An 18,877-nucleotide genomic window follows, 5' to 3' on the forward strand; every position below is an offset into this window, starting at 1 on the left:
CAAAACCCAACTGCCCTGTCCGCTTGATCGCCATCGGTCATCAACTCCGCTCTCCATAGTCACGGAATCACACCTGCAGAATTATGCAACAGGCCCCTTGAGGGAGAAGGTGCCCGAAGGGCGGATGAGGGGTATCGCAACCGCAGGTTGTGCGATCGGAGCGTAAGCGACGAGCGACTGAGCGTCTCGCCGCCCCCTCCACCAGCTTCGCTGGTCCCCCTCCCCCGCCATGCGGGGGAGGATTACGGAGAGGGCGGTGCGGGAGAGCCCGCCCTAGCTATTCCCCACCCCCGCGACGAACCCAGTCACCACGCCCCAGTCGACCAGCGAGCCGATGGTCGCCGACGCACCCGCCGCCAGCGGGGCCTTGGCGATCTTGCCGACGCCGTACTGGGCTTCGATGCCCATACCGGTGACAAAGTCGTAATCGCCGTCCTCGAGCGTGGTCGGGCGCGGCATCTGGCCGAGCGCATAGGCCAGCGCCCCCTGGCCGCAGAGGAACACCGGCTCGACATCGATCCCCGCCGCGCCGGCGCCCTTCAGCAGCAGGCGCTGGGTGATCTCGGGGATCTCGACATAGATCACCCCGTCATAGACCAGCGCACCGCCGGTAAAGAGCGGGTTGGTCTTGGTCGGGTCGCCCCCTTCGCGGTTGCGGGCGTCGCGGTTGGCGGCCGTCATCACCGGGTCGGCCTTCAGATCGCGGAAACCGCGGGCGCCGACGAAGCAGACGAACCATTCCTGGTCGCCCTCGGCTTCCATATAGGGGCTGATCCTGGGCCGGCCGTTATAGACGCCGGGGTTGTTGGGGTCGACGCCGGTCTGCTTGGCCTGGTCCTTCAGGAGGCTGCCGACCGCCGCCGACATCTTGTCGGCGGCCGCGTCGACATTGCCCACGGCGGTCGCGAAGGTGGTCGAGTAGTTGGAGAGCGCCGAGCCGAACACCACGCGGTCGGGGTTGGCGGTGACCCAGGCATTCTTGTTGCCGGCGGTGGCCGCCGACCACTTGATGCCGTTGACGCGGTTGCCCGGGTTGCCGAAGCGGCCGGCCTGCATCGCCGAAGTGGGGATCGACAGCAGCGCATCGACCAGGTCGTCACGCACGATCCGCTTCGACCAGCCGCGCAACAGGCTGCGGGCCGTCGAGCGCACCGAGAACGAGCTCTCCTTGTTCTGCGCCCGGTTGTTGGCCACCGCGTTTCTGGCCCAGTCGGCCCAGAGCGGCATGCCGTAACTGTCGATCTGCTCTTCGTTGCCGCGCAGCGTCCCGGCGCCGACGCCATCGCCCGAAAGCTGGGTGACGAGCGGCACGCGGATCTCCTTGCCGTCGGCTTCGAGATCCGACATGCGCACGATCACCGAGGTGGAATCGTCGCCCATATAGGCATCGAAGCGCGACGAGCGCAGGAAGTCATAGGCGACATCCTGGCGGAACTTGATCACTTCATTATTGGGGTGGTTGGGAGAAAGAGCCATGTCTGATGGTCCTGATGCTCAGCCGGTTACAGCGCGCTTAGCGCCGCCGGCGGGTGGTTGCCGAGAACAGCTCGGCATCGGAGGTGTCGCCGGCCGCGGATGCGGGGCCGGCGGCGGTGCCGATGCCTTGCAGCGAGGGGATATGCGGCACGGCTGAACGACGGGGGGCTTCGATATTGGGCTGGGCAGCGCCGCGCAGCTGGGCGAGGAAACGCTGCTGGACTTCGGGGTCCCGCATCGCCTCGTCGATCACGCGGTTGCGATAGGCAGCGGGGTCGCCGCCGATCTCATCGAACGCCTGACGCTTCCTGTGCCAGGCGACGAGCTCCCCATAGGGGTGGTTCGACCGCATGATCCTGAGGTAATCGGTCTGCACCGCGGGGTCGGCCTGCATGGCCTGCCCGAGCGCGTTGTAGGCCGCCCTGACATTGTCCGACCCATGCTTTTCTTCCGCCAGGAGGCGAGAGACGCCCTGCCGCTGCTGGAACAGCTGCTCGTGGATCGGGGTGACCAGCGAGCGGCCCCATTCATCCGGGTTGTCCCAGAATTCGGGAGGCCGCGCTGCCTGTTGCTGCGGCTGCAGCTGCGCCTCGAGCCGGGTGAGCCGATGCTTCAGCTCATCCCGATCCCGCTCCGCCGCCCGCCTTGCATCGGCTTCTTCACGAAGCCGGGCAGGGGGAATGGCAGGCTCGGGCCGCGGTTCAGCGACCGGCTCGATCACCGGTTCTGCTTCGGCCACAGGCGCCTCGCCCGTGACGGTAGCGTTGAACAAGGCGGTATCGTCGACCGTTTCAGTGTCGTTCATCTCGTGTCTCCCGGACTATCGCGTCCGATTGGCGTGACCCTCACTGTCGCGGAGAGTGCAGCGAAACCGGCAGGAGGGCGCCGGCAGCCCGTTGCGCCGTATCGTGGCGCGGACGGAATTTTGTGTGTTCGGAGCGCTAGGGCCGAAACTCTTGGGAGTTGGGCACCAACTGTCCCCACCCACCGGCTGTCATCCCAGCGAAAGCTGGGACCCATCTATCCACTTGCGCTGCGGCGAGTTGGGTCCCAGCTTTCGCTGGGATGACACCGAGTTGGAGGGGCTGCAGGTGCACAAAACGTACTTCGTGTATCTGCTCGCCTCGCGGCGCAACGGGACGCTCTACACCGGCGTCACCAGCGACCTGATGGGTCGTGTCGCGCAACATCGCGAACATGTCGTTGCTGGGTTCACCAGCAAGTACGACGTCACCCGGCTCGTGCGGTTCGGGGCGCACGAGTCGATCGAGGCAGCTATTACGCGAGAAAAGCAGATCAAGACGTGGCAGCGCGCATGGAAGATTGAGCTGTTCCGGGACCTGAACCCGAATTGGGACGACTTGTTTCCGGCATTGGGCAAGGGCATCTGGTAGCCACGGAGCCATCCCACCCACCGGCTGTCATCCCAGCGAAAGCTGGGACCCAACTCGCAGCACGTGCCAGTGGATAAATGGGTCCCAGCTTTCGCTGGGATGACACCGAGTTTGGGGTGATTTCCTGTGGTTCAACCCTACCCACCCGGCCGAGCCCGCACCTCAGCCGCCTGCACTTGCAACGCCCGCCCCGCCAGCTCCAGCTGCCGGTTGGTTCGCCGTGCATCCTGTTCCTCGCGCCGGAACATGAGCTCGTCCTGCCGTTCCACCGCATCGATCCGCTGCTCCAGCCCTTCGGCCTCGCGCTCGGCGCCGATATCCTCGGCCTCCGCCATCAACTTTGCCGTCTCGGCCTCGGTCTTCCGGTTGCCCAGCGCCTTGCCCTGCAGCTCCAGCATCGCCGCCTGCTGCTGCAGCATGGCGGCCTGCTGTTCCCTGGGGTCGGGCTGTTGCGGCTTTTGCCGCGTCGCATCGCGGAATTTCTTCTTGGCCGAAGCCGGCATCGACGAGGTTTCGATCAGCACTTCCAGCGCCGCCGCGGCCACTGCCGGTTGCAGCAGCGGGCCGACGGCCTGCAGCGCCTGGCGCACCGACTCGTTGGTGTCGGCCTGCATGGTCACGGTGTCCGGCCCCTCATCGAGGATGATATCGACATCGAGCGAGCCGAGCGCATTGGTGATGGTGGGGATGCCCGTCGCCGGGTCGATCGCCAGCCGGTTGACCGAGAGCCAGTTGCCGAGGCCCTCGTCATCGGTGACGCGGATCCAGCGCTCGGCGGTCCAGAGGCTCTGCACCGCATTCCAGATGGCGCGATACACCCGCTGCTTCCAGCCGCGATAGCCGAGCAGGTACGGGCCGAGCTCCGCAATGCCAGCCTGCTGCTGCAGCGCGATGGCGCGGCCGCTCATATCCTGCACGCCCGAGCCCATCAGCGCCGGGTTGAAGCCGTAATTCTCGATCTCTTGCTTGGCCTCCTCGAGGAAGCCGAGATTGGCGTTGAGCTCGGCGCCGCGCGCCGCATCGTCGAATTGCGGCAGTTCGGCACCCACCGGCACCACCACCACGCCATCGGGGCGGGCGAGTTCGGCGCGGATCTTTTCCGGCTCCAGCCCCTGGCCATCGCGGATGACGATGCGGCGCGACTGGCTGGTGTGCAGCCCCTTGGAGCGCCGCTGGTTGATCTCGTCCTGGGCCGATTTCATGTTGCGGAAGAAGCCGTAGCGGTCGCCGTCATGGTCGACATTGGCCGAAAACATCACGTATTTGCAGAGCGTCCGGCGCTTCTCGTCGCGCAGATAACTCTCACCCTCGGCGAGGATGGCGGCGCCGGTATAGATGGCAAAGCACCACTGGTTGCCGCGCTTGTACCAGTGGTCGATCACCCGCACCCGGCGATGGTGTTCGTCGCCCATCACCCAGTTATCGTCGCTGTCGGGGTTGCTGGTAAGCTCGGAGCCCACGTCCACCGAAGCCTCGATCTCGCGCGCCTTGTCAGGGAAGGCGGCGAGCAATTCGCTCGCATCGGCCCATTTGCCGATCCCCATATAGCCCGCATCGGAGAAATCGGCGCGGGTCGAGGTCGGGTCGTAAAAGAACCCCGCGGGGTCGACCACTTCGAAGCCGATTTCGGTGTCGCCCTTGTCGCCGGCTTCCAGCGTCAGCTCGAGCCCGCCAATGCCGTCGACCGCGCCGTTGAGCCCGGCGATCGGCGATTTCTCCTGCCAGCGCTGCTCGTCGAGCACATAGCGCAGCACCGCGGTCGCGACCTCCGCGCCATCCTCATGTTTCGGCGTACGGGCATAGCCCTTGGGGTCCTGGCGCTGCCGCTCGAGCAAGCCGACCACGGCGTTGATCTTCCGCGCCATGCGGTTGTAGGTCACCACGGGTTGCTTCCGCTGGTTCAGCGTCTTGATCTGCTTCGCCGTCCAGTGTGCGCCATGATAATAGCGCCGCGCTTCCTGCTGCTCGTCGATCTCGGCGCGCTTGCCATCGAGATAACTCAGATAGTCGGCCTTGAGCCGCGCCAGCGTCCGGCCCAACGGGGCAGGGGAGGCGGCAGCCGGTGCATTTGCGAGATCGCTCATCGAAACTCCTGATCAGTTTCGCAGGTCGGGTTGAAACACTGCGCCATGCCCCAAACTCGGTGTCATCCCAGCGAAAGCTGGGACCCAACTCGAAGCCCGCGCGAATGGATAGTTGGGTCCCAGCTTTCGCTGGGATGACAACCGGTGGGTGGGACAGCGATCGAACCTAACAGCCTTGTTCAACCGTCCAGTCGGACCTGCTTCCCAGCGCTTGCCCCACACTCGGTGTCATCCCCGCGAAGGCGGGGACCCAGTGGGATATTTCAGCCGCAGCGGGCGCTGCAGCATCCCACTAGGTTCCCGCCTGCGCGGGAATGACGCCGGTGGTGGGCGGCCTGCGGTGGTGCGTGCGGCCGCACGCGACCGCCCTCAATAGCTCTGCCAGTCACCCGGCCCAGTGCCACCCGTCGCCACCCTGTACCCCGTCCGCGTCTTCCCAGGCTCGGCCACCGGCTTCGTCCGCACCCAGGGGCGCGACATCGCGGCATAGCGCCAGTCGTCGGCGGCATGGTCTTCGGTGTCGGTGTCGAGATCTTCGGGCCGCGCCTGGTCGTGCTGCAGCATCGGGATAGTGCGGATCGAGTCGCGGCAGGTCGAAAAGCAATAGATCATCGGCCGGCCCTCGGGGTCGGGCTTGCCGTCTTCATCGAGGCTCGTGCCGACGAAACGCTGGCGCAGCATGTCCCAGCCGCCCATGGCGCCGCGCTGCGACACCCGCTTGTTGTCGGCGCCGCGAAAGAATATCCGCTTGTCGCCCGAGCCGAGCGTAATGCGGCTCGCGATCGAGGGCCCGCCGTCCTCGGCAAAGGCCGCCGGGTCGAGCACACCGAGCCCCACGGTTTCGGTCTCGCGCTGCGCGAGGCCCTTGCCGACCTGCTCGGCGGTCAGCTTCAGCCCCTTGTTGGGTTTGCCCGGTTCACACCCGTACCATTCGCGGTAGCGGATCAGCGCGCCGCGCGGCAGCAGCACGCCCGACACCGGGTGCCGGGTGTCGTCGCCGACGATGGCCCACCAGCCGAACGAGAATGGCCGGGCGCTGCCCCAGTCGCCGGAGCGGAACTTCGCCCAGTCCTCGGGGATGGCGAAGGGATCGATGACATGCAGCCGCGTCTGCCAGCAATCGAAGAAGGCGCCATCGACAATGTCCCAGTCGCCATGCCGCATGGCGCGGATCAAGGCGGCGCTGCCCAACCCCTCGAGCCGCGCCTCATAGGCCGGGTCCTCGGTGGTGAGCGTCGGGTTGTCCTCGAGCCGTGCCGGGATGAACTGGCGCAACATGCCGCCTTCCGCCGCCTCGGTGCGGTGGATGGCGAGCGGCGCGGCGGCATCGATAAAGGTCACTTTGACGAACTGGTGCCCGACCCCGCCGGGGTTGGCGCCACAGAGGATGCGCGGGAACCGCCCGCGGTACTTTTCCGGCACCGCAATGCCGGTCATCCGCACGCGATTGCGCAGGAACCGGTAGATCACCTCGGTGAAATGGGTCAGCTCGTCGATCAGCAGCACGTGGATCTCGGCGCCCTGGTACTTGAAGCGGTCCTTCTCGTCCTTGCAGTGGCAGAGATAGATTTTGCTGCCGTTCCAGAAACGGATCTCGTCCTCGACGATCACCACGAAGCCGCATTCCACCCACCCGGCGAGCAGCGCACGAAAGCCTGACGGGCCTTCCATGTGGTTCTTGCTCAGATCCTCGCGGATGCGCCGGAACAGATAGACCTGCAGGCCCGCGATCTCGGCGCACCAACTGATCGCCGCCTGCCGCATCAGATGCGATTTGCCACCGCCGGCCGCCCCGCCATAAAGCACCTCGGTCGCCGCCGACCCGAACGCCACCCATTGCTTGGGGTGGAGCGCAATACGCAACGCCTCGGGGCGTTTCGCGCTACTGGTCCTTCCCGCTGGCATCGGTGGGCATCCCCTCGAAGATAATCGTCGGCCGCATGCTGCCATCGGATGAACGATGGTCGACGGTGGCGTGCTTGGAATGGAGGTACGGCGCGGCCTTGTTGGCCGCATCGACGCGCTCGCTGCGCGGAATCTCGGGGTTGCGCATGATGGCGAGCAGGAAATCGAGCGGGGTCTGGACAGGGTCGGCTGGGGCGTTACTCGGCCAGGTTGTGTCCGGAGCGTCAGGGGTCGAACCACCGCTGGGCTTGTTGCCGATACGAGGCATAGGATCTCCCTGAGTCTACGGGCGCCCGACTGAGAGAGACGGCCCCCTCCCGGCCTCCCCCATAAAGGGGGAGGTGAAGAGTCGAGGCTCCATCTTGGATCGTGCCAAACGCACCAGCAGGGCACCTCCCCCATAATGGGGGAGGATGGGAGGGGGCGGTCTGCTTCAGTCAGGTCACGACGAGCACCGACCCAACCCGCCCACCCATCCCCCACCCACCGGGTGTCATCCCAGCGAAAGCTGGGACCCAACTCGCAGCTGGCGCAGGTGGATAGATGGGTCCCAGCTTTCGCTGGGATGACACCGAGTTGGAGGCGCGTGGTGTGGCCCAACCGATTTGGCAGACCAACCCCAGCAATTTCCAGACGAGCAAACCCCACGCGGTGAAACGGGATCACGCCTATCGGCTCTCCCGTCACCGTGGGCCCGGAGGCAACCCGCCGAAGCGTCCCCTCACTGTCAGCCCACATAGAGGCGGCGAAAGCTCGCTGCCTGATGCTGAAACTAGGGTGATTGGGGTGAGGGTGCAACCGCCGGGTTTGCGCTCACCACAGGTTGGGGCCGGCTGTGGTGACAGTTGCCGGTGCTCTACTTTCCACGCCCTGCATGCCACTCCCAGAACTCCGCTACGTCCCGTACCCCATGATCCATCACCGCCTCATACACCAGCGCGCTCGGGAGCTTCGGCTCCGTCGTATCGGCAGCGAGCACGTGCTTGATGGTGAGGATCACCACCCGGTCGGCGTCGGTCAGTCGCGGCAGCAGGGTGCGGAGGTGCGCCAGGTCAGGTTGGCGTTCGGGCTGGTCGACCAGCCAGATGTCGAAGGTCCAGTTGGCGCCGGCGGCGGTGCGGACGGTCAGCCCCAGATATAGCCCATCGGGGTAGTTCTGCGGCTCGGCGTTCCAGCTTCCGGCATCGTTGCGGAAGCGCACCCCGACCACCAGGTCGGTGCGCTGCATCAGCCGGGCGCCCAGCTGCGCGAAGGCGGCGAGCGTCGTGTCGTCGAGCCTCGGGCAGCTCACCGTGATGTCGATGTCGCGGCGGACCATCAGGCCCAGCGCCGAGCTGCCGACCCGGGTAGGCTCGCCGATCTCACCGAGCTGCTCGATGAGGCCGAGGGCCGCGACCACCGCATCGGCCTCCGCCTGCAACTGCTTCTGGGCAACCAGCAGATCATCCATCGCGATGTCCCTCCTAGCTCTCGAAACCGCTGCTGCTACAGCAACTCGGGCGCAAAGCCCAGCGCTGTACCGTTCGATCTCGCGGCCGGCGACCTGCGTCCAAAGTATTAGCGAAAGACCGTGCCGTTATGCTTGGCGGCCTGACTATTGCACTCGGCTATATGCTGATTGTCAGCAGTTATTCGGGCCGACCAGTGATATTGCATCGCTTCGCCTGGTGAAATGGGGTGCTCAACTCTCGTCTCTGGCGGCCAGAGTGCGGTTATGCTGCGCCAGTAATGCTGTTCTCATAACGTTCCTGCCCGGAAAATCGTAATACGTAAGGCCATTCCCGGTATGTTCCCGGTACCAATTGCACGCAGCGCGGCGTTTCACTTTCGCCTGCCGGCAGACACAAGGCCCGCTGGCGGGAGAGGGTGCGCCGACTGCGGGCTTTTGCGCTTCGTCTCACCCCTGCGAAACCCGCTCCAGCACCGCCGCTGACGCTGCGAGGTTGGCGCTCCACAGCGCCAGCAGATCGTGGGTTCTCGGCGTGCCCGCACCCGCCGGCGTTATGGCTGCCAGCGCCTCGAGCCGCGCCACGTTCTCCCGCAGGCTCTGCACCGTGGCCGCGAGGCGCTCGCGCCCTTCGGCCTTGGGCAGGGCGTCGACCAGCGCCAGTCCGGCGCTGAGTTCGATCAGGTCGAAGCTGCCGAGCGCCTGGCGCAGCAGCGTGAAGAACTCGGCTTCCCCCGCCGCGGTGGTGACGAACAGGGTCTTGCCCGGGCCGCGATTGCCGGGCGCCTCGGCCTCGACGGCGAGGATCCCCTCTTTCTCCATCTGCGTCAGCGCATGGTAGACCGAGCCGGAGTGCAGGCGGGTCCAGCTTTGGACCTGCCAATCCTCCAGCGTCTGCCGGATGGCATAGCCATGGGCGCCGCCATTCACCCGGATCGCGCCGAGCACCAGCAATCTCGTGACGTTCATCTTCACCTCGTGATTCCCGAGGGTAGACAAATTTGGCCAAAGCGTCTAGTCGGTAGCCAAATTTGGTTACCAGAGGACATGACATGGTCAGCAGCACCGAAATCCGCGCCTTCCTCCTCGGCTTCGAAGGGGTGACGGTGCAGGAGACAACGCCGGACTATTTCTTCTTTCCCGGGGCGGAGCAGAAGTTTCCCTTCGCCACCATCGTCACCCATGACGATCCCTATGACAGCGCCTCGGCGCTCGATCGCGACGGCCTGTTTCGGCTGAATTTCCCCACCGACAGGGCGAGCTTCGGGGCACTGTTTCCTGCCATCAGGAGCCGCAGGGATCTCGAGGCCGCAGCCTTCGACTACCAGGCGATCGACACGCTGTTTCCGCATCCGGTCTATGGCCGCATGCGTTGGGTCAGCGTGATCAACCCCGAACGCACCTGGGCCCAATGCCGAGGCCTGCTCGAGGCGGCACGCCAGCTGCGCGAGTTGCGGCCCGACAGCTGGTAAGGCAATCCTCGCGAGATGCCGCCTTGACGTATACAGACAGGTCTGTCTAACTACTGGCGACAGTGGCCAGCCCGTGAGGCAAGAGATGGCATCCCGCAAAACCACACGCTCCGAGACCACCGGCCTGCGCGAGTTCCTGAGCCTCGAGCAGCAGCGCGCCTGGCTCGAGGGCGCGCCGCTCGATGATGCCGACGAGCGCCAGGAATCGGTCGAGCTGCGGTTCAAGTATCTGCCGCGCTACCACAAACTCCTCGGCCGTCCACAGGCGGAGGAGGTACTGAACCTCCTCGCTACCTATGGCCGGGAATGCCTGCCCATGCCGCGCCGTACCGAGCGCTACTGGTGGTCGGTGTCCTGCCTGCCCTCGACCTCCGACAAGCCGCTGGTGCGGGTCAATGCCAGCTGGATGGAGTTCTTCACCCTCTATGCCGATGGTGACGGCATGCGCGGGCGGTTCATCCTGCATCTGAGCGATTTCACCACCGATGGCTCAGTGACGCCGGAGCAGCTCGACGAGAGCCTCGTGGAGCAGGGGGCCCTCGTACCGGAAGATGTCGGCTGGTTCTTCCCCAATGGAGCCGACATGTTCGGCATCAAGGTGCGCGGCGCCGCCTCGCTGCACAAGATGCTCGCCAGCCCGCACCTGCTGCGCGCCATCCGCCGCTTCAACCTCACCCACATGAACCGCGGCCGCAACGCCTATCAGGCGAGCCACAGCTACAGCGTCGCCGATCATATGATCGGTGGGTGAGCGGGCTGGCCTTTCCGGCTAGCACCTCAAGCGTCAGGTCGCCGCTTCGCCGCCTTCAGCTTCCCGCTGCCGCGCGACGATGCGCTCAAAGCGGGGGTCGTTGTGGAGCGGCGCCAGGGCCCAGCTCTGCTCGAGCCAGGCGGCCTTGCCGTTCCAGTTGGTCGCGACCAGCCGCTCGAGTGCGGCGAGCGCATCATCCGGCCGGCCGGCGCAGCTGAAGGCTTGCGCCGCGCAGATCCCGAGGGTCGGCAGCTCGGCCGCGGCGGCTTCGAAATGCCTGGCGAGATCGAGCCACTGGCTTGTCTTGAGATCATCGAGGTTCTCGGCATCGAGATACGCGCCGAAGGCCTCGTACTCGGCAACGATGGCAAAGCCGCTGCTGAGCGCCACGTGCAGCGATCCGGCATTCGATGCGAGGCAGTGCCAGCCCATCCGCTTGAGCCCGAGCCGCTGCGCCTCAGCGATGGCGCCGGCCACCGCCAGCCGGGCGAGGCCCTGTCGCCGGAAGCTTGGGTCGGTCCAGATCCCGACCTCGACCCGATCCCCGACCACCATGTCCTCGTGGCAATGGGCAACCACGATATCGCCCTCGACCACCTCCGCGCCGACCCCGTCGGCCATCGGGCGCAAAGCGAAGCGGTCGGCAGAGGGCGGGTGGTTCGCAACCGCGCCGAGATCGAGCGACAGCGTGACCCGTTGGTGGCGCCGCATGAAGCGGTGCGGCAGCGCCCTGTCGATCACCGGCAGCCAGGCGTCATCGGGATAGAGGTAGGCGAAGGGATGGATCGCGCCGCGCAGCGCCGCCCAATCGAGCTCGGCAAACGGGGCACCACCGAGATAGAGCCCCTCCGGCCCATCGAGCAGCACCGCGCGGGGCGAGGCGATGTCGTCGACGCGAACCCGCCCAGCTGCCGTGCCGGCCAGCACCGCCGGGACGCTGCCATGGCGTTCGGCGAGCCCCTCTAGCAGCGTCGCGACGCGCGGGTAGTCGGCGGGATCCAGCTCGGTGAACTCTTTCACCGTTCACTCCTCTGCGGGAAGGTTGGCGATTAGCCCCCATGACAGGGCCAGTCGGCAAGGCAAAAGCGAAAGCCCGCATCTGCCGCTCGCAGATCGTGACCGGTCAACGCCCGATTGCTGAACCGGGGATGATGTGGCACCGGTCCTCGAGGAGGGGAGTTCGACATGACATTGGCAGAACCGTTCCGGATCATCGCGCATCGCGGGGCGAGCGGTTATGCGCCCGAGAACACCATGGCGGCGTTCGAGCGCGCCGTGGCGATGGGAGCCACCGAAGTGGAGACCGACGTCGCCTTCACCAAAGACGGTCGGTTGCTGTTGTTCCACGATGATACGCTGGAGCGCACCACTAACGGCGCCGGGCTGCCGGAGGATTTCACGCTGGCCGAGCTCCTGGAGCTCGATGCCGGCTCCTGGCACGATCCGCGGCTCCACTGGGATCGGGATTATGCGGGCGAAAAGCTGATCACGCTCGAGCAGTTGCTCGACCGGTTCGGGGCGAGGCTGACCTACCATATCGAACTCAAAAAGCCGATGCCGGGGCTACCCGAGGCGGTGGTCGCGGCGCTCGCGGCGCGTGGGTTGACCGGGCACGCCTTCATCTTCTCGATCCTCGACGAGGCGGGGTTGCAGCGAGCCAAGGCGCTCGCGCCGCGGCTGCGCATCGCCTGGGCGCCGGAGGAACTGCTCGCTGCCGACCCTCGCGGCGCGGTGGAGCGCTGCGCCGCCAACGGCTTTTCGATGATCACCCTCAACGCCAGCAACCAGACGCGCGAACTGGTGGAACTGGCGCACCGGCTCGGCATCGAAGCGCGGAGCTCGGGGATCTCGAGCCGCGGAAAGATGATCGCTGCCGCCGAACTGGGCTGCAACGGCATGACCATCAACTGGCCCGACTGGCTGCAGGACTATGTGAGGGAACAGCAGTCGGTTTGAGGGCCCACGCACCGGCGACGCCACAGCGCCCCCTCGCCCCCTTGGGGAGAGGGCTGGGGTGAGGGGAGCCAAGCGCGCCGGACTAGAAACGCCAGCTATGGTCCGCTCGATCAGTGTGCTTGGCTACCCCTCACCCTAACCCTCTCCCCAAAGGGGCGAGGGGACGTGCGCGGCGCCAGCAAAGGCCCCCCTCAAAAACTCCCACCAACCGACGCGCTCGCCTGATGCGATTGGCCATTTTCGGACAACCGCCCGTCATAGCTCGCTCCAAGCGCCAGGCCATTGCTCAGCTCGAACGCCAACCCGCCACCAACCCGCACCCAGCTTGCGTCTCCGGGCGCCCCCGCGATGGTGAAAGGCGTCGTACCCCCCGCGAAGCTGAAGGTCGCGGCCTGGTCGGTGCCGGCAAGGCTCTGCTCATACAAAGCCCGGCCCTCGAGCGACAGGGTGCCGGTCTCCAGCTCGACCTGCTGGCCCACCGATAGCCCCACTCCCGCCGCGGCTGACATGCTGCCGTTGGCCTCTGTGGTGAGGTTGAAGGCGCCGGCGCCGGTTTCGGTGAAGCCGGGATGGCTGAGCCAGCCGACGGCCAGCGTGCCGAGCGGCGCGATGCTGAAGCCATTGCCCAGCTCGAAGGCGTAGGAGGCCTCGAGCGACAGGTTTGCCGATTGCGCCCAGTAATCGGCATGGGCGACCTCAGTGCTGTTGCCGATGGCAATCGTGCGATCGGTGGCGACATGTGCGGCGCCGACCGAGAGCGAACCGAGCAGCGTCGCTGCGCCCTCGCTCCAGCCGCCATAGGCCGCGGCCGTGAGGCTGTCGAACCCGGTCTCGGAATTGCGCGCGGTGACGATGCCCTGGCCGTGCTGATAGCCGAGCGCCACGCCGCCAAAGCCGGTGCCCGAGCCGAGATCGATCTCGTTCTCGTAGCCCAAAGCCAGCCCGCCGGTGCTCCAGCCGATCTCGGCCGCATTGCCGTCGCCGCGTAGCTGGCCGGTGCTGCCGAGCGCGCCGATCCATGGGCGTGCCGTGCCAGTTGCCGTCGCATCGTCGATGGCGCGGACGCCGATATTGCCGGGCTCCGCGGCGTAGCCCAGCGGCCCAGCCGCCGCGCCGGCGCCCGCGAGCCCGGCGGCAGTGCGGCGGTTGACCGTCTGGCCGAGTACCGCAAAACTCTGCTCCAGCACTTGCTGCATGGACGCATGCGCTTCGCCCGAGATGGCGTCGAGCGCGGCCGGCGCGTCTTCTTCGCTCAGCCCCTGGAACAGGTCGAACCCGGCATTGCCGGCGCCGAGCGCGAACAGCGCATCGCCGGCGGCGCATTGGTTGGCGGTGCTGCCCTCGAGGCAGAAGCTCACCGCCTCCATGCTCGAGGTGAGGCGGAAATACTGCCCGTCAGAGGAACCGGTGAAGTTGAGATAGGCGAAATTGTCGATGATCTCGGGCGCTGCCGCGACCACCAGGTTGCCGGCGGTGGTGGTGTCGATGATGGTGTAGACGAGCTCCGGCGTGTAGCTGCTGCCATCATCAGTGCCGTTGCCGGCCAGCACCTTGATCTTGGCCCCTGCAGCGACGGTCGCGGTGCCCGTGACGTGGGTGATGTCGTTGTGGGTGCCCGCAGTGTTGCCGCCATCGCTCAGTTCGACTTCGTAGATCGAACCCGCGTCGAGCGTGAGCCCGCCCGTGGTCACCGCGCCGATCGAGTTGCCCGGCGCCAGCACCGCGCCATCGCCTACGCTGATCGCGCCATAGGTGCCGTTGCCGCCCAACCGGGCGCCGCTCTCAGCCGTAACACTCGAAAGGAGCGTCCCGAGCACGTTGAGCCCGCCGCCACTGACCGTGGTGGTGCCGGTGAAGGTGTTGCTGCCGCTGAGCGTCAGGGTGCCGGTGCCGGTCTTGATCAGCTGGCCTTTGCCCGCCAGCACACCGCTGAAAGTGGTGGAGGCATTGTTCCCGCCAAGCGTCAGCTGCGCGCTGCCGGCCGCCGTGTTCATGGTCTGCGGGTTGCCGAGCTGCACGGTGCCGGCGCCGGCGAGGCTGCCGATGGTCTGGGTCTTGTTGCTGTCGATCCTGAGCGTCGCGCCCGAGGCTACCTCATAGGCGCTGGCCGCCGAGAGCACGCCAATTTCGCGCGCCCGGAGTGTCCCGGCGCTGATCAGCGTCGGGCCCTCATAGGTGCTGGCGCCATAGACGTTGAGTGTGCCCGTGCCCTTCTTGGTGAAGCCGCCCTCGCCGACGAGGCCGGGATCCATGTGGACACTGAAAGTACCTGTGTCGATGGTGCCGCCGCCATCTTCCAGCGTGATATCGCCGGTCTGAAACCCGGAGAACAGAAATGACTGGTTGGCCGTGAGCTTCAAGCTACCGCCATCGAAGGCCACCTTGCCGGCGCCGCCATAGCGCTCCACCTGTTTGGTGTTCAGGTGCCCGCCGCTTTCGAGCCGCAGCGTGGCGGTGGCACCGGCCTCCTCAGCCATCGTTATGAAGTCGGTGGTGACTTGGCCGTTATCCGAGATAGTCATCGTACCGGTGGCGCCGGCGCGGCTGCCGAGCGTGATATAGGTGGCTTCTACCCGCCCGCCATTGGTGACCAGCAGTGAGCCCTTGCCCTCGAGCGCCATGATCAGTTGCGAGCCCATCACCCAGCTGGAGCCGGTGCCCGTGACGGTGGCCGTCGCGGCGTCGGCGTCGGCGTCGGCGTCGATGTAGCCGCCGCCGCTCTCGACCGTGGCCCCGCCGCTGACGGTGAACGCGCCCTGGTTGGTGACGGTGACACCGCCATGCGCCACCAGCTTGGTATCGGTCCCGTCCACCGTGACGGTGCCCTTGCCGCCAAAGCCGGCAAAGAGCGTGTTGAAGATTTCGACCGAGGCGCCGTTGCTGATCTCCACTGTGCCGCTACCGCTGCGGCCGACATACATATCGCCTTCATCGATGTAACTGGAGCCGGCGCCGGTGACGATCAGCTTGCCTTCCGAGCCGGCCAGATAGCCCAGCGAGGTGGCATTGGTGCGGACTGAGCCGCCATTGGAAACGGTGAGCGTGCCCTTGCCGCCTTTGCCGACGAACATGCCGGCACCCTCGAGCCACGTGCCCCAATACGAGCCGGCGCCGTCGATGGTTACAATGCCCTCGGAACCGTTGGTATCGCCGATGAGGCCCTGCTGGCTCTCCACCGCGCCGCCATCGAGAATTTCGAGCTCGCCGGTGCCGTCCTGCCCGAGGCTGATGGCAAGCAGGGATTCAAAACTGGCTGTAGACCCCACCACCGATAGCTTGCCGGTGCCGCCAGATTTGCCGATGACGGCAATGTAGGCACCCAGTTCGCCATCCTCGATGCGCAAGGCGCCCCCGGCGCCGTCGCCGATGCTGAGATTGCCGGCACCGGCACTGCCGCCGCCGATCACCGCCGGCGTTATGCCGTTGATCACCACATCGCGCGTATTGTCCGGCTGCGCCCCGGTCCAGTTGCCGCTGGTGAACCAGTCCGACGATACCCCGCCGCCCCAGTTGGCGGTCTGCGCCTGCGCCGGGCTCATGCCAAGCGCGCTCAGCGCCGTCGCCGTCAGGAGGGTAGCGACCAGCGGAGCGAGGCGCGACGCGCGGTTGCGTTCGGTGCGGCAGTGCATGGATGTTCCCCCGTCCATAGGCCCACGCGCGGGCTTGGAGCCGCCGCAGGGCAGGGGGCACTATTGAGCCGATGGCCAAGCTCACATATCGCTAGAAATAGCGACAAGCCCGTAGGGGCGCCGTGCTAGAGCTTCCGTCGCAGGTGAGGCTGGGGGAGTGTTGTGGCGACAGGGTCAAAGCCCCTCAAGGTGACGATCGTCGAGGACGATGCATCGTTCCGGGGCAGCTTCGTTGCCGCGGTCGAGGCGGCCGAGGATATGCTGCTGCACGCCGCGGCCGAGAACGTCGCCCAGGCGATGGAGCTGCTCGGTGGCCCGCCTTCCGATATCCTGGTGGTCGATCTGGGGCTGCCCGATGGCTCGGGCATCGAGGTGATCCGCGCCGCCCACAGCGCCTGGCCGGATTGCGGCATCATGGTCTCGACCACCTTTGCCGACGATCGCCACGTCATCCCCTCGATCGAGGCGGGCGCCGCCGGCTATCTCCTGAAGGACAGTTCGCAAAGCCGGATGGCCGACGACATCCGCACGCTCCATTCCGGCGGCAGCCCGATCAGCCCGCGTATCGCGCGAAAGATCCTGTTGCGCTTCAGGCCGGTCGAGCCGCCGGCGCAACCCTTATTGTCGCCGCGCGAGCAGCAGGCGCTCGAGTTGATCACCAAGGGCTTCAGCTATGACGAGATCGCCGAGCTGATGGGGGTGACGCGCAACACGGTGATGACCTTCGTCCGCCGCATCTACCACAAGCTCGAAGTGTCGTCGAAAGCCGAGGCGATCTTCGAGGCGCGCAGCCATGGCCTTCTATAAGCTCCTGGCGCGCTACCTCGCCGCCCTCGGCATCATCATCGCCGGGGCGGTGGTGCTGCACCTCGTCGCCCAACCGAGCGGCCTCCACATCACTTCGGCCGAGCTCGCGGTCGAAAGCACCGTCGGTTATCAGTCGCCCCCGGCGACGCTGATCCGCCGAGCCATGCCGGAGGACTGGGCCCCCGTGGCGCTGCCCAATGCGGCGATCCCCAGGCTCGCTTTGTCGCAGCACGCCGATGCCGATGCGCCCGACACGCAGGTCACCTGGTATCGCGCCGCGCTGCCGCAGCCGGTGTCGCCAGCCGACAAGGGCTATCTCTATATCCCGCGCTGGAAATCCGACGGCACGCTCGCCGTCTATGTCAACGGCGAGCTGCAGTACCAATCGCACGCGAACCTGCAATGGAACGGCTCGAACCGACCGCTGCGCATCGGCTTCGATGTCACCGAGGGGGCGCCACCGATCAACGCCATCGTCATCCGCCTGCAGCATTTGAGGGGGATCGGCGGGGCGCTCTCCAGCCTGTGGGTCGGCGATTTCGATCAGGTCGGGCCGGCCTATATGGTGCGCAACCTGTTCCAGGCCGAGCTCTCCTACCTCACCAGCGCGGCGTTCCTTGCCAGCGGCGTTTTCTCGCTCCTGGTCTGGTTCCGGCGCCGGCAGGAGCGGCTGTACCTGTTGTTCTTCCTGATGTCGGCGGCGACCTTCATTCGCGGCCTCCACAACCATCTGGGGCTCGAGCGGCTACCGCTCAGCGACGCCTGGTTCGGCTGGCTGACGGTCAATTCGACCATGTGGATGGTGGCGATCTCGCACCTCTTCCTCATCACCGTGCTGCATGTCCGGGCGTCGTGGATCACCGCCGTAGTCGGCGGCGCCACGCTGGTGCTGGGGCTCGCGACGCTGCCGCTGTTCTCGGCGGCGCTCGACCCGACGCTCACCGCGCCCTTCGCGTATGCGGCGGCCTTCGTCGTCTGCAACCTCGTGGGCATTTCCTCGATCCGCGCGGCCTGGCGCGCCCAGTCGATGGAGGGGCTGGTGCTCGCGGTGTGGGTGCTGCTCACCGCCTATCTGGGCATCAACGACCTGATGCTGCAGAACAACCTCATCAGCATCGAGGGCTATTTCATCCTGCCATTCGTGCAGATCGCCCTGGTCTTTGCCTTCTTCCACCTTGTCCTCGCGCACTATCTCGGGGCGATCGATGCGGTGGAGAACTCCAATACCTTGCTGGCCGAGCGGCTCACGGCGCGCGAGGCGGCGCTGCTCGCCAGCCACGAGCGGCTGCGCGAGATCGAGCAGCGCGAACTGCTGCTGCAGGAACGGCAGCGGCTGACCGAGGATATGCACGATGGGCTCGGCTCATCGTTGATCGGCGCGCTGCGCATGGTGGAGCGCGGCCGGCTCGACGAGACCGAACTCAAGCAGATCCTGCAGGGCTGCATCGATGACCTGAAACTCACCATCGACTCGATGGAGCCGGTCGAAACCGACCTGCTGCTGCTGCTCGGCACGCTGCGGTTCCGCCTCGAGCCGCGGCTCGAGAGCACCGGCATCAAGCTCAACTGGAACGTGCGCGACGTGCCGCCGGTGTTCTGGCTCGATCACCGCTATGCGCTGCATATTCTGCGGGTGCTGCAGGAGGCCTTCACCAACATCATCAAGCACGCCGACGCCACCGAGGCGACGGTCAGCACCGGCGTCGCCGCCGGCGATATCGTCATCAGCGTCTCCGATAACGGCAAAGGCTTCGATGCCGCCGCCCCGCGCTCCGGCCGCGGCCTCGCCAACCAGGCCCGCCGCGCCAGCGCCATGCGCGCCAAGCTCACGGTTGAGTCGGGGCCCGAGGGCACGAAACTGACCCTGCTGCTGCCGATCCGGCAGCTGGCGGAGGATGTGGCGGCGGACTGAGGGGGCCGGTTCGAGGTCCCCGACTGCACGTTCCAGGCACCCCG

The 18,877-nt window shown here is 66.4% G+C and carries 15 protein-coding genes; 6 read left to right on the forward strand and 9 right to left on the reverse strand.

All coding sequences use genetic code 11. From position 1 onward, the window contains the following. Window positions 1-273: 273 nt before the first annotated feature. Together ASC68_RS07755 and ASC68_RS07760 are read right to left on the reverse strand one after the other, a co-directional pair. The gene (locus ASC68_RS07755; protein WP_055877373.1) at window positions 274-1,476 is read right to left on the reverse strand and encodes a DUF4043 family protein; all 1,203 of its coding nucleotides are present in this window, start codon (window positions 1,474-1,476) and stop codon (window positions 274-276) included. Window positions 1,477-1,513: 37 nt separating this feature from the next. Continuing rightward, window positions 1,514-2,281 (reverse strand): hypothetical protein, encoded by a 768-nt coding sequence (locus ASC68_RS07760; RefSeq protein ID WP_055877377.1) that lies wholly within the window; start codon window positions 2,279-2,281, stop codon window positions 1,514-1,516. Window positions 2,282-2,567: 286 nt separating this feature from the next. Between ASC68_RS07760 and ASC68_RS07765 the strand changes: the two genes are divergently transcribed. Beyond that, window positions 2,568-2,870, forward strand: coding sequence for a GIY-YIG nuclease family protein (locus tag ASC68_RS07765; protein ID WP_055877455.1), 303 nt, complete (start codon window positions 2,568-2,570; stop codon window positions 2,868-2,870). Between the two features lie 137 nt (window positions 2,871-3,007). Here the strand turns inward: ASC68_RS07765 and ASC68_RS07770 are convergent, their stop codons facing one another. From ASC68_RS07770 to ASC68_RS07790, 5 genes are all read right to left on the reverse strand, one after another. Next, window positions 3,008-4,954, reverse strand: coding sequence for a hypothetical protein (locus ASC68_RS07770; RefSeq protein ID WP_055877380.1), 1,947 nt, complete (start codon window positions 4,952-4,954; stop codon window positions 3,008-3,010). Between the two features lie 369 nt (window positions 4,955-5,323). Then, complete coding sequence (locus tag ASC68_RS07775; protein WP_244488398.1) at window positions 5,324-6,817, reverse strand: terminase family protein; 1,494 nt, start codon at window positions 6,815-6,817, stop codon at window positions 5,324-5,326. A gap of 19 nt (window positions 6,818-6,836) precedes the next feature. Beyond that, window positions 6,837-7,127, reverse strand: coding sequence for a hypothetical protein (locus tag ASC68_RS07780; protein WP_055877386.1), 291 nt, complete (start codon window positions 7,125-7,127; stop codon window positions 6,837-6,839). Window positions 7,128-7,715: 588 nt separating this feature from the next. Further along, window positions 7,716-8,309, reverse strand: a complete 594-nt coding sequence (locus ASC68_RS07785; RefSeq protein WP_055877388.1) for a hypothetical protein — start codon at window positions 8,307-8,309, stop codon at window positions 7,716-7,718. Between the two features lie 447 nt (window positions 8,310-8,756). Next, window positions 8,757-9,275 (reverse strand): PadR family transcriptional regulator, encoded by a 519-nt coding sequence (locus ASC68_RS07790; protein WP_055877390.1) that lies wholly within the window; start codon window positions 9,273-9,275, stop codon window positions 8,757-8,759. Between the two features lie 83 nt (window positions 9,276-9,358). Here ASC68_RS07790 and ASC68_RS07795 point away from each other — a divergent pair, with 83 nt between their 5' ends. Then, on the forward strand, window positions 9,359-9,778 hold the full coding sequence (locus tag ASC68_RS07795) for a DUF6194 family protein (RefSeq protein WP_055877393.1): 420 nt from the start codon (window positions 9,359-9,361) through the stop codon (window positions 9,776-9,778). 85 nt (window positions 9,779-9,863) lie between these two features. Further along, window positions 9,864-10,529, forward strand: a complete 666-nt coding sequence (locus tag ASC68_RS07800; RefSeq protein WP_055877396.1) for a hypothetical protein — start codon at window positions 9,864-9,866, stop codon at window positions 10,527-10,529. Window positions 10,530-10,562: 33 nt separating this feature from the next. Here the strand turns inward: ASC68_RS07800 and ASC68_RS07805 are convergent, their stop codons facing one another. Next, window positions 10,563-11,549, reverse strand: coding sequence for a GNAT family N-acetyltransferase (locus ASC68_RS07805; protein ID WP_055877399.1), 987 nt, complete (start codon window positions 11,547-11,549; stop codon window positions 10,563-10,565). Window positions 11,550-11,714: 165 nt separating this feature from the next. Between ASC68_RS07805 and ASC68_RS07810 the strand changes: the two genes are divergently transcribed. Beyond that, a complete protein-coding gene (locus tag ASC68_RS07810) occupies window positions 11,715-12,485 on the forward strand; it encodes a glycerophosphodiester phosphodiesterase family protein (RefSeq protein WP_055877402.1) in 771 nt (256 codons plus the stop codon). A 191-nt stretch (window positions 12,486-12,676) separates the two neighbouring features. Here ASC68_RS07810 and ASC68_RS07815 read toward each other — a convergent pair whose 3' ends face one another. After that, window positions 12,677-16,114, reverse strand: a complete 3,438-nt coding sequence (locus tag ASC68_RS07815; RefSeq protein ID WP_055877405.1) for an autotransporter outer membrane beta-barrel domain-containing protein — start codon at window positions 16,112-16,114, stop codon at window positions 12,677-12,679. A gap of 162 nt (window positions 16,115-16,276) precedes the next feature. Between ASC68_RS07815 and ASC68_RS07820 the strand changes: the two genes are divergently transcribed. After that, a complete protein-coding gene (locus ASC68_RS07820; RefSeq protein ID WP_055877409.1) occupies window positions 16,277-16,921 on the forward strand; it encodes a response regulator transcription factor in 645 nt (214 codons plus the stop codon). Further along, window positions 16,908-18,833 carry a sensor histidine kinase gene (locus ASC68_RS07825; protein ID WP_055877411.1) on the forward strand — a complete coding sequence of 642 codons (1,926 nt, stop codon included), beginning with the start codon at window positions 16,908-16,910 and terminating at the stop codon, window positions 18,831-18,833. The genes ASC68_RS07820 and ASC68_RS07825 overlap by 14 nt, the downstream gene beginning before the upstream one ends. Window positions 18,834-18,877 lie beyond the last annotated feature (44 nt).

This window comes from Devosia sp. Root105 (assembly GCF_001424865.1).
Lineage (GTDB): Bacteria > Pseudomonadota > Alphaproteobacteria > Rhizobiales > Devosiaceae > Devosia_A.

Bases quoted from the DNA above. Each gene is read 5' to 3' on its own strand.
- ASC68_RS07825 (WP_055877411.1), top strand. From the start codon at position 16,908: ATGGCCTTCTATAAGCTCCTGGCGCGCTACCTCGCCGCCCTCGGCATC.
- ASC68_RS07760 (WP_055877377.1), bottom strand. From the start codon at position 2,281: ATGAACGACACTGAAACGGTCGACGATACCGCCTTGTTCAACGCTACC.
- ASC68_RS07780 (WP_055877386.1), bottom strand. From the start codon at position 7,127: ATGCCTCGTATCGGCAACAAGCCCAGCGGTGGTTCGACCCCTGACGCT.
- ASC68_RS07755 (WP_055877373.1), bottom strand. From the start codon at position 1,476: ATGGCTCTTTCTCCCAACCACCCCAATAATGAAGTGATCAAGTTCCGC.
- ASC68_RS07800 (WP_055877396.1), top strand. From the start codon at position 9,864: ATGGCATCCCGCAAAACCACACGCTCCGAGACCACCGGCCTGCGCGAG.
- ASC68_RS07770 (WP_055877380.1), bottom strand. From the start codon at position 4,954: ATGAGCGATCTCGCAAATGCACCGGCTGCCGCCTCCCCTGCCCCGTTG.
- ASC68_RS07785 (WP_055877388.1), bottom strand. From the start codon at position 8,309: ATGGATGATCTGCTGGTTGCCCAGAAGCAGTTGCAGGCGGAGGCCGAT.
- ASC68_RS07815 (WP_055877405.1), bottom strand. From the start codon at position 16,114: ATGCACTGCCGCACCGAACGCAACCGCGCGTCGCGCCTCGCTCCGCTG.
- ASC68_RS07810 (WP_055877402.1), top strand. From the start codon at position 11,715: ATGACATTGGCAGAACCGTTCCGGATCATCGCGCATCGCGGGGCGAGC.
- ASC68_RS07790 (WP_055877390.1), bottom strand. From the start codon at position 9,275: ATGAACGTCACGAGATTGCTGGTGCTCGGCGCGATCCGGGTGAATGGC.
- ASC68_RS07795 (WP_055877393.1), top strand. From the start codon at position 9,359: ATGGTCAGCAGCACCGAAATCCGCGCCTTCCTCCTCGGCTTCGAAGGG.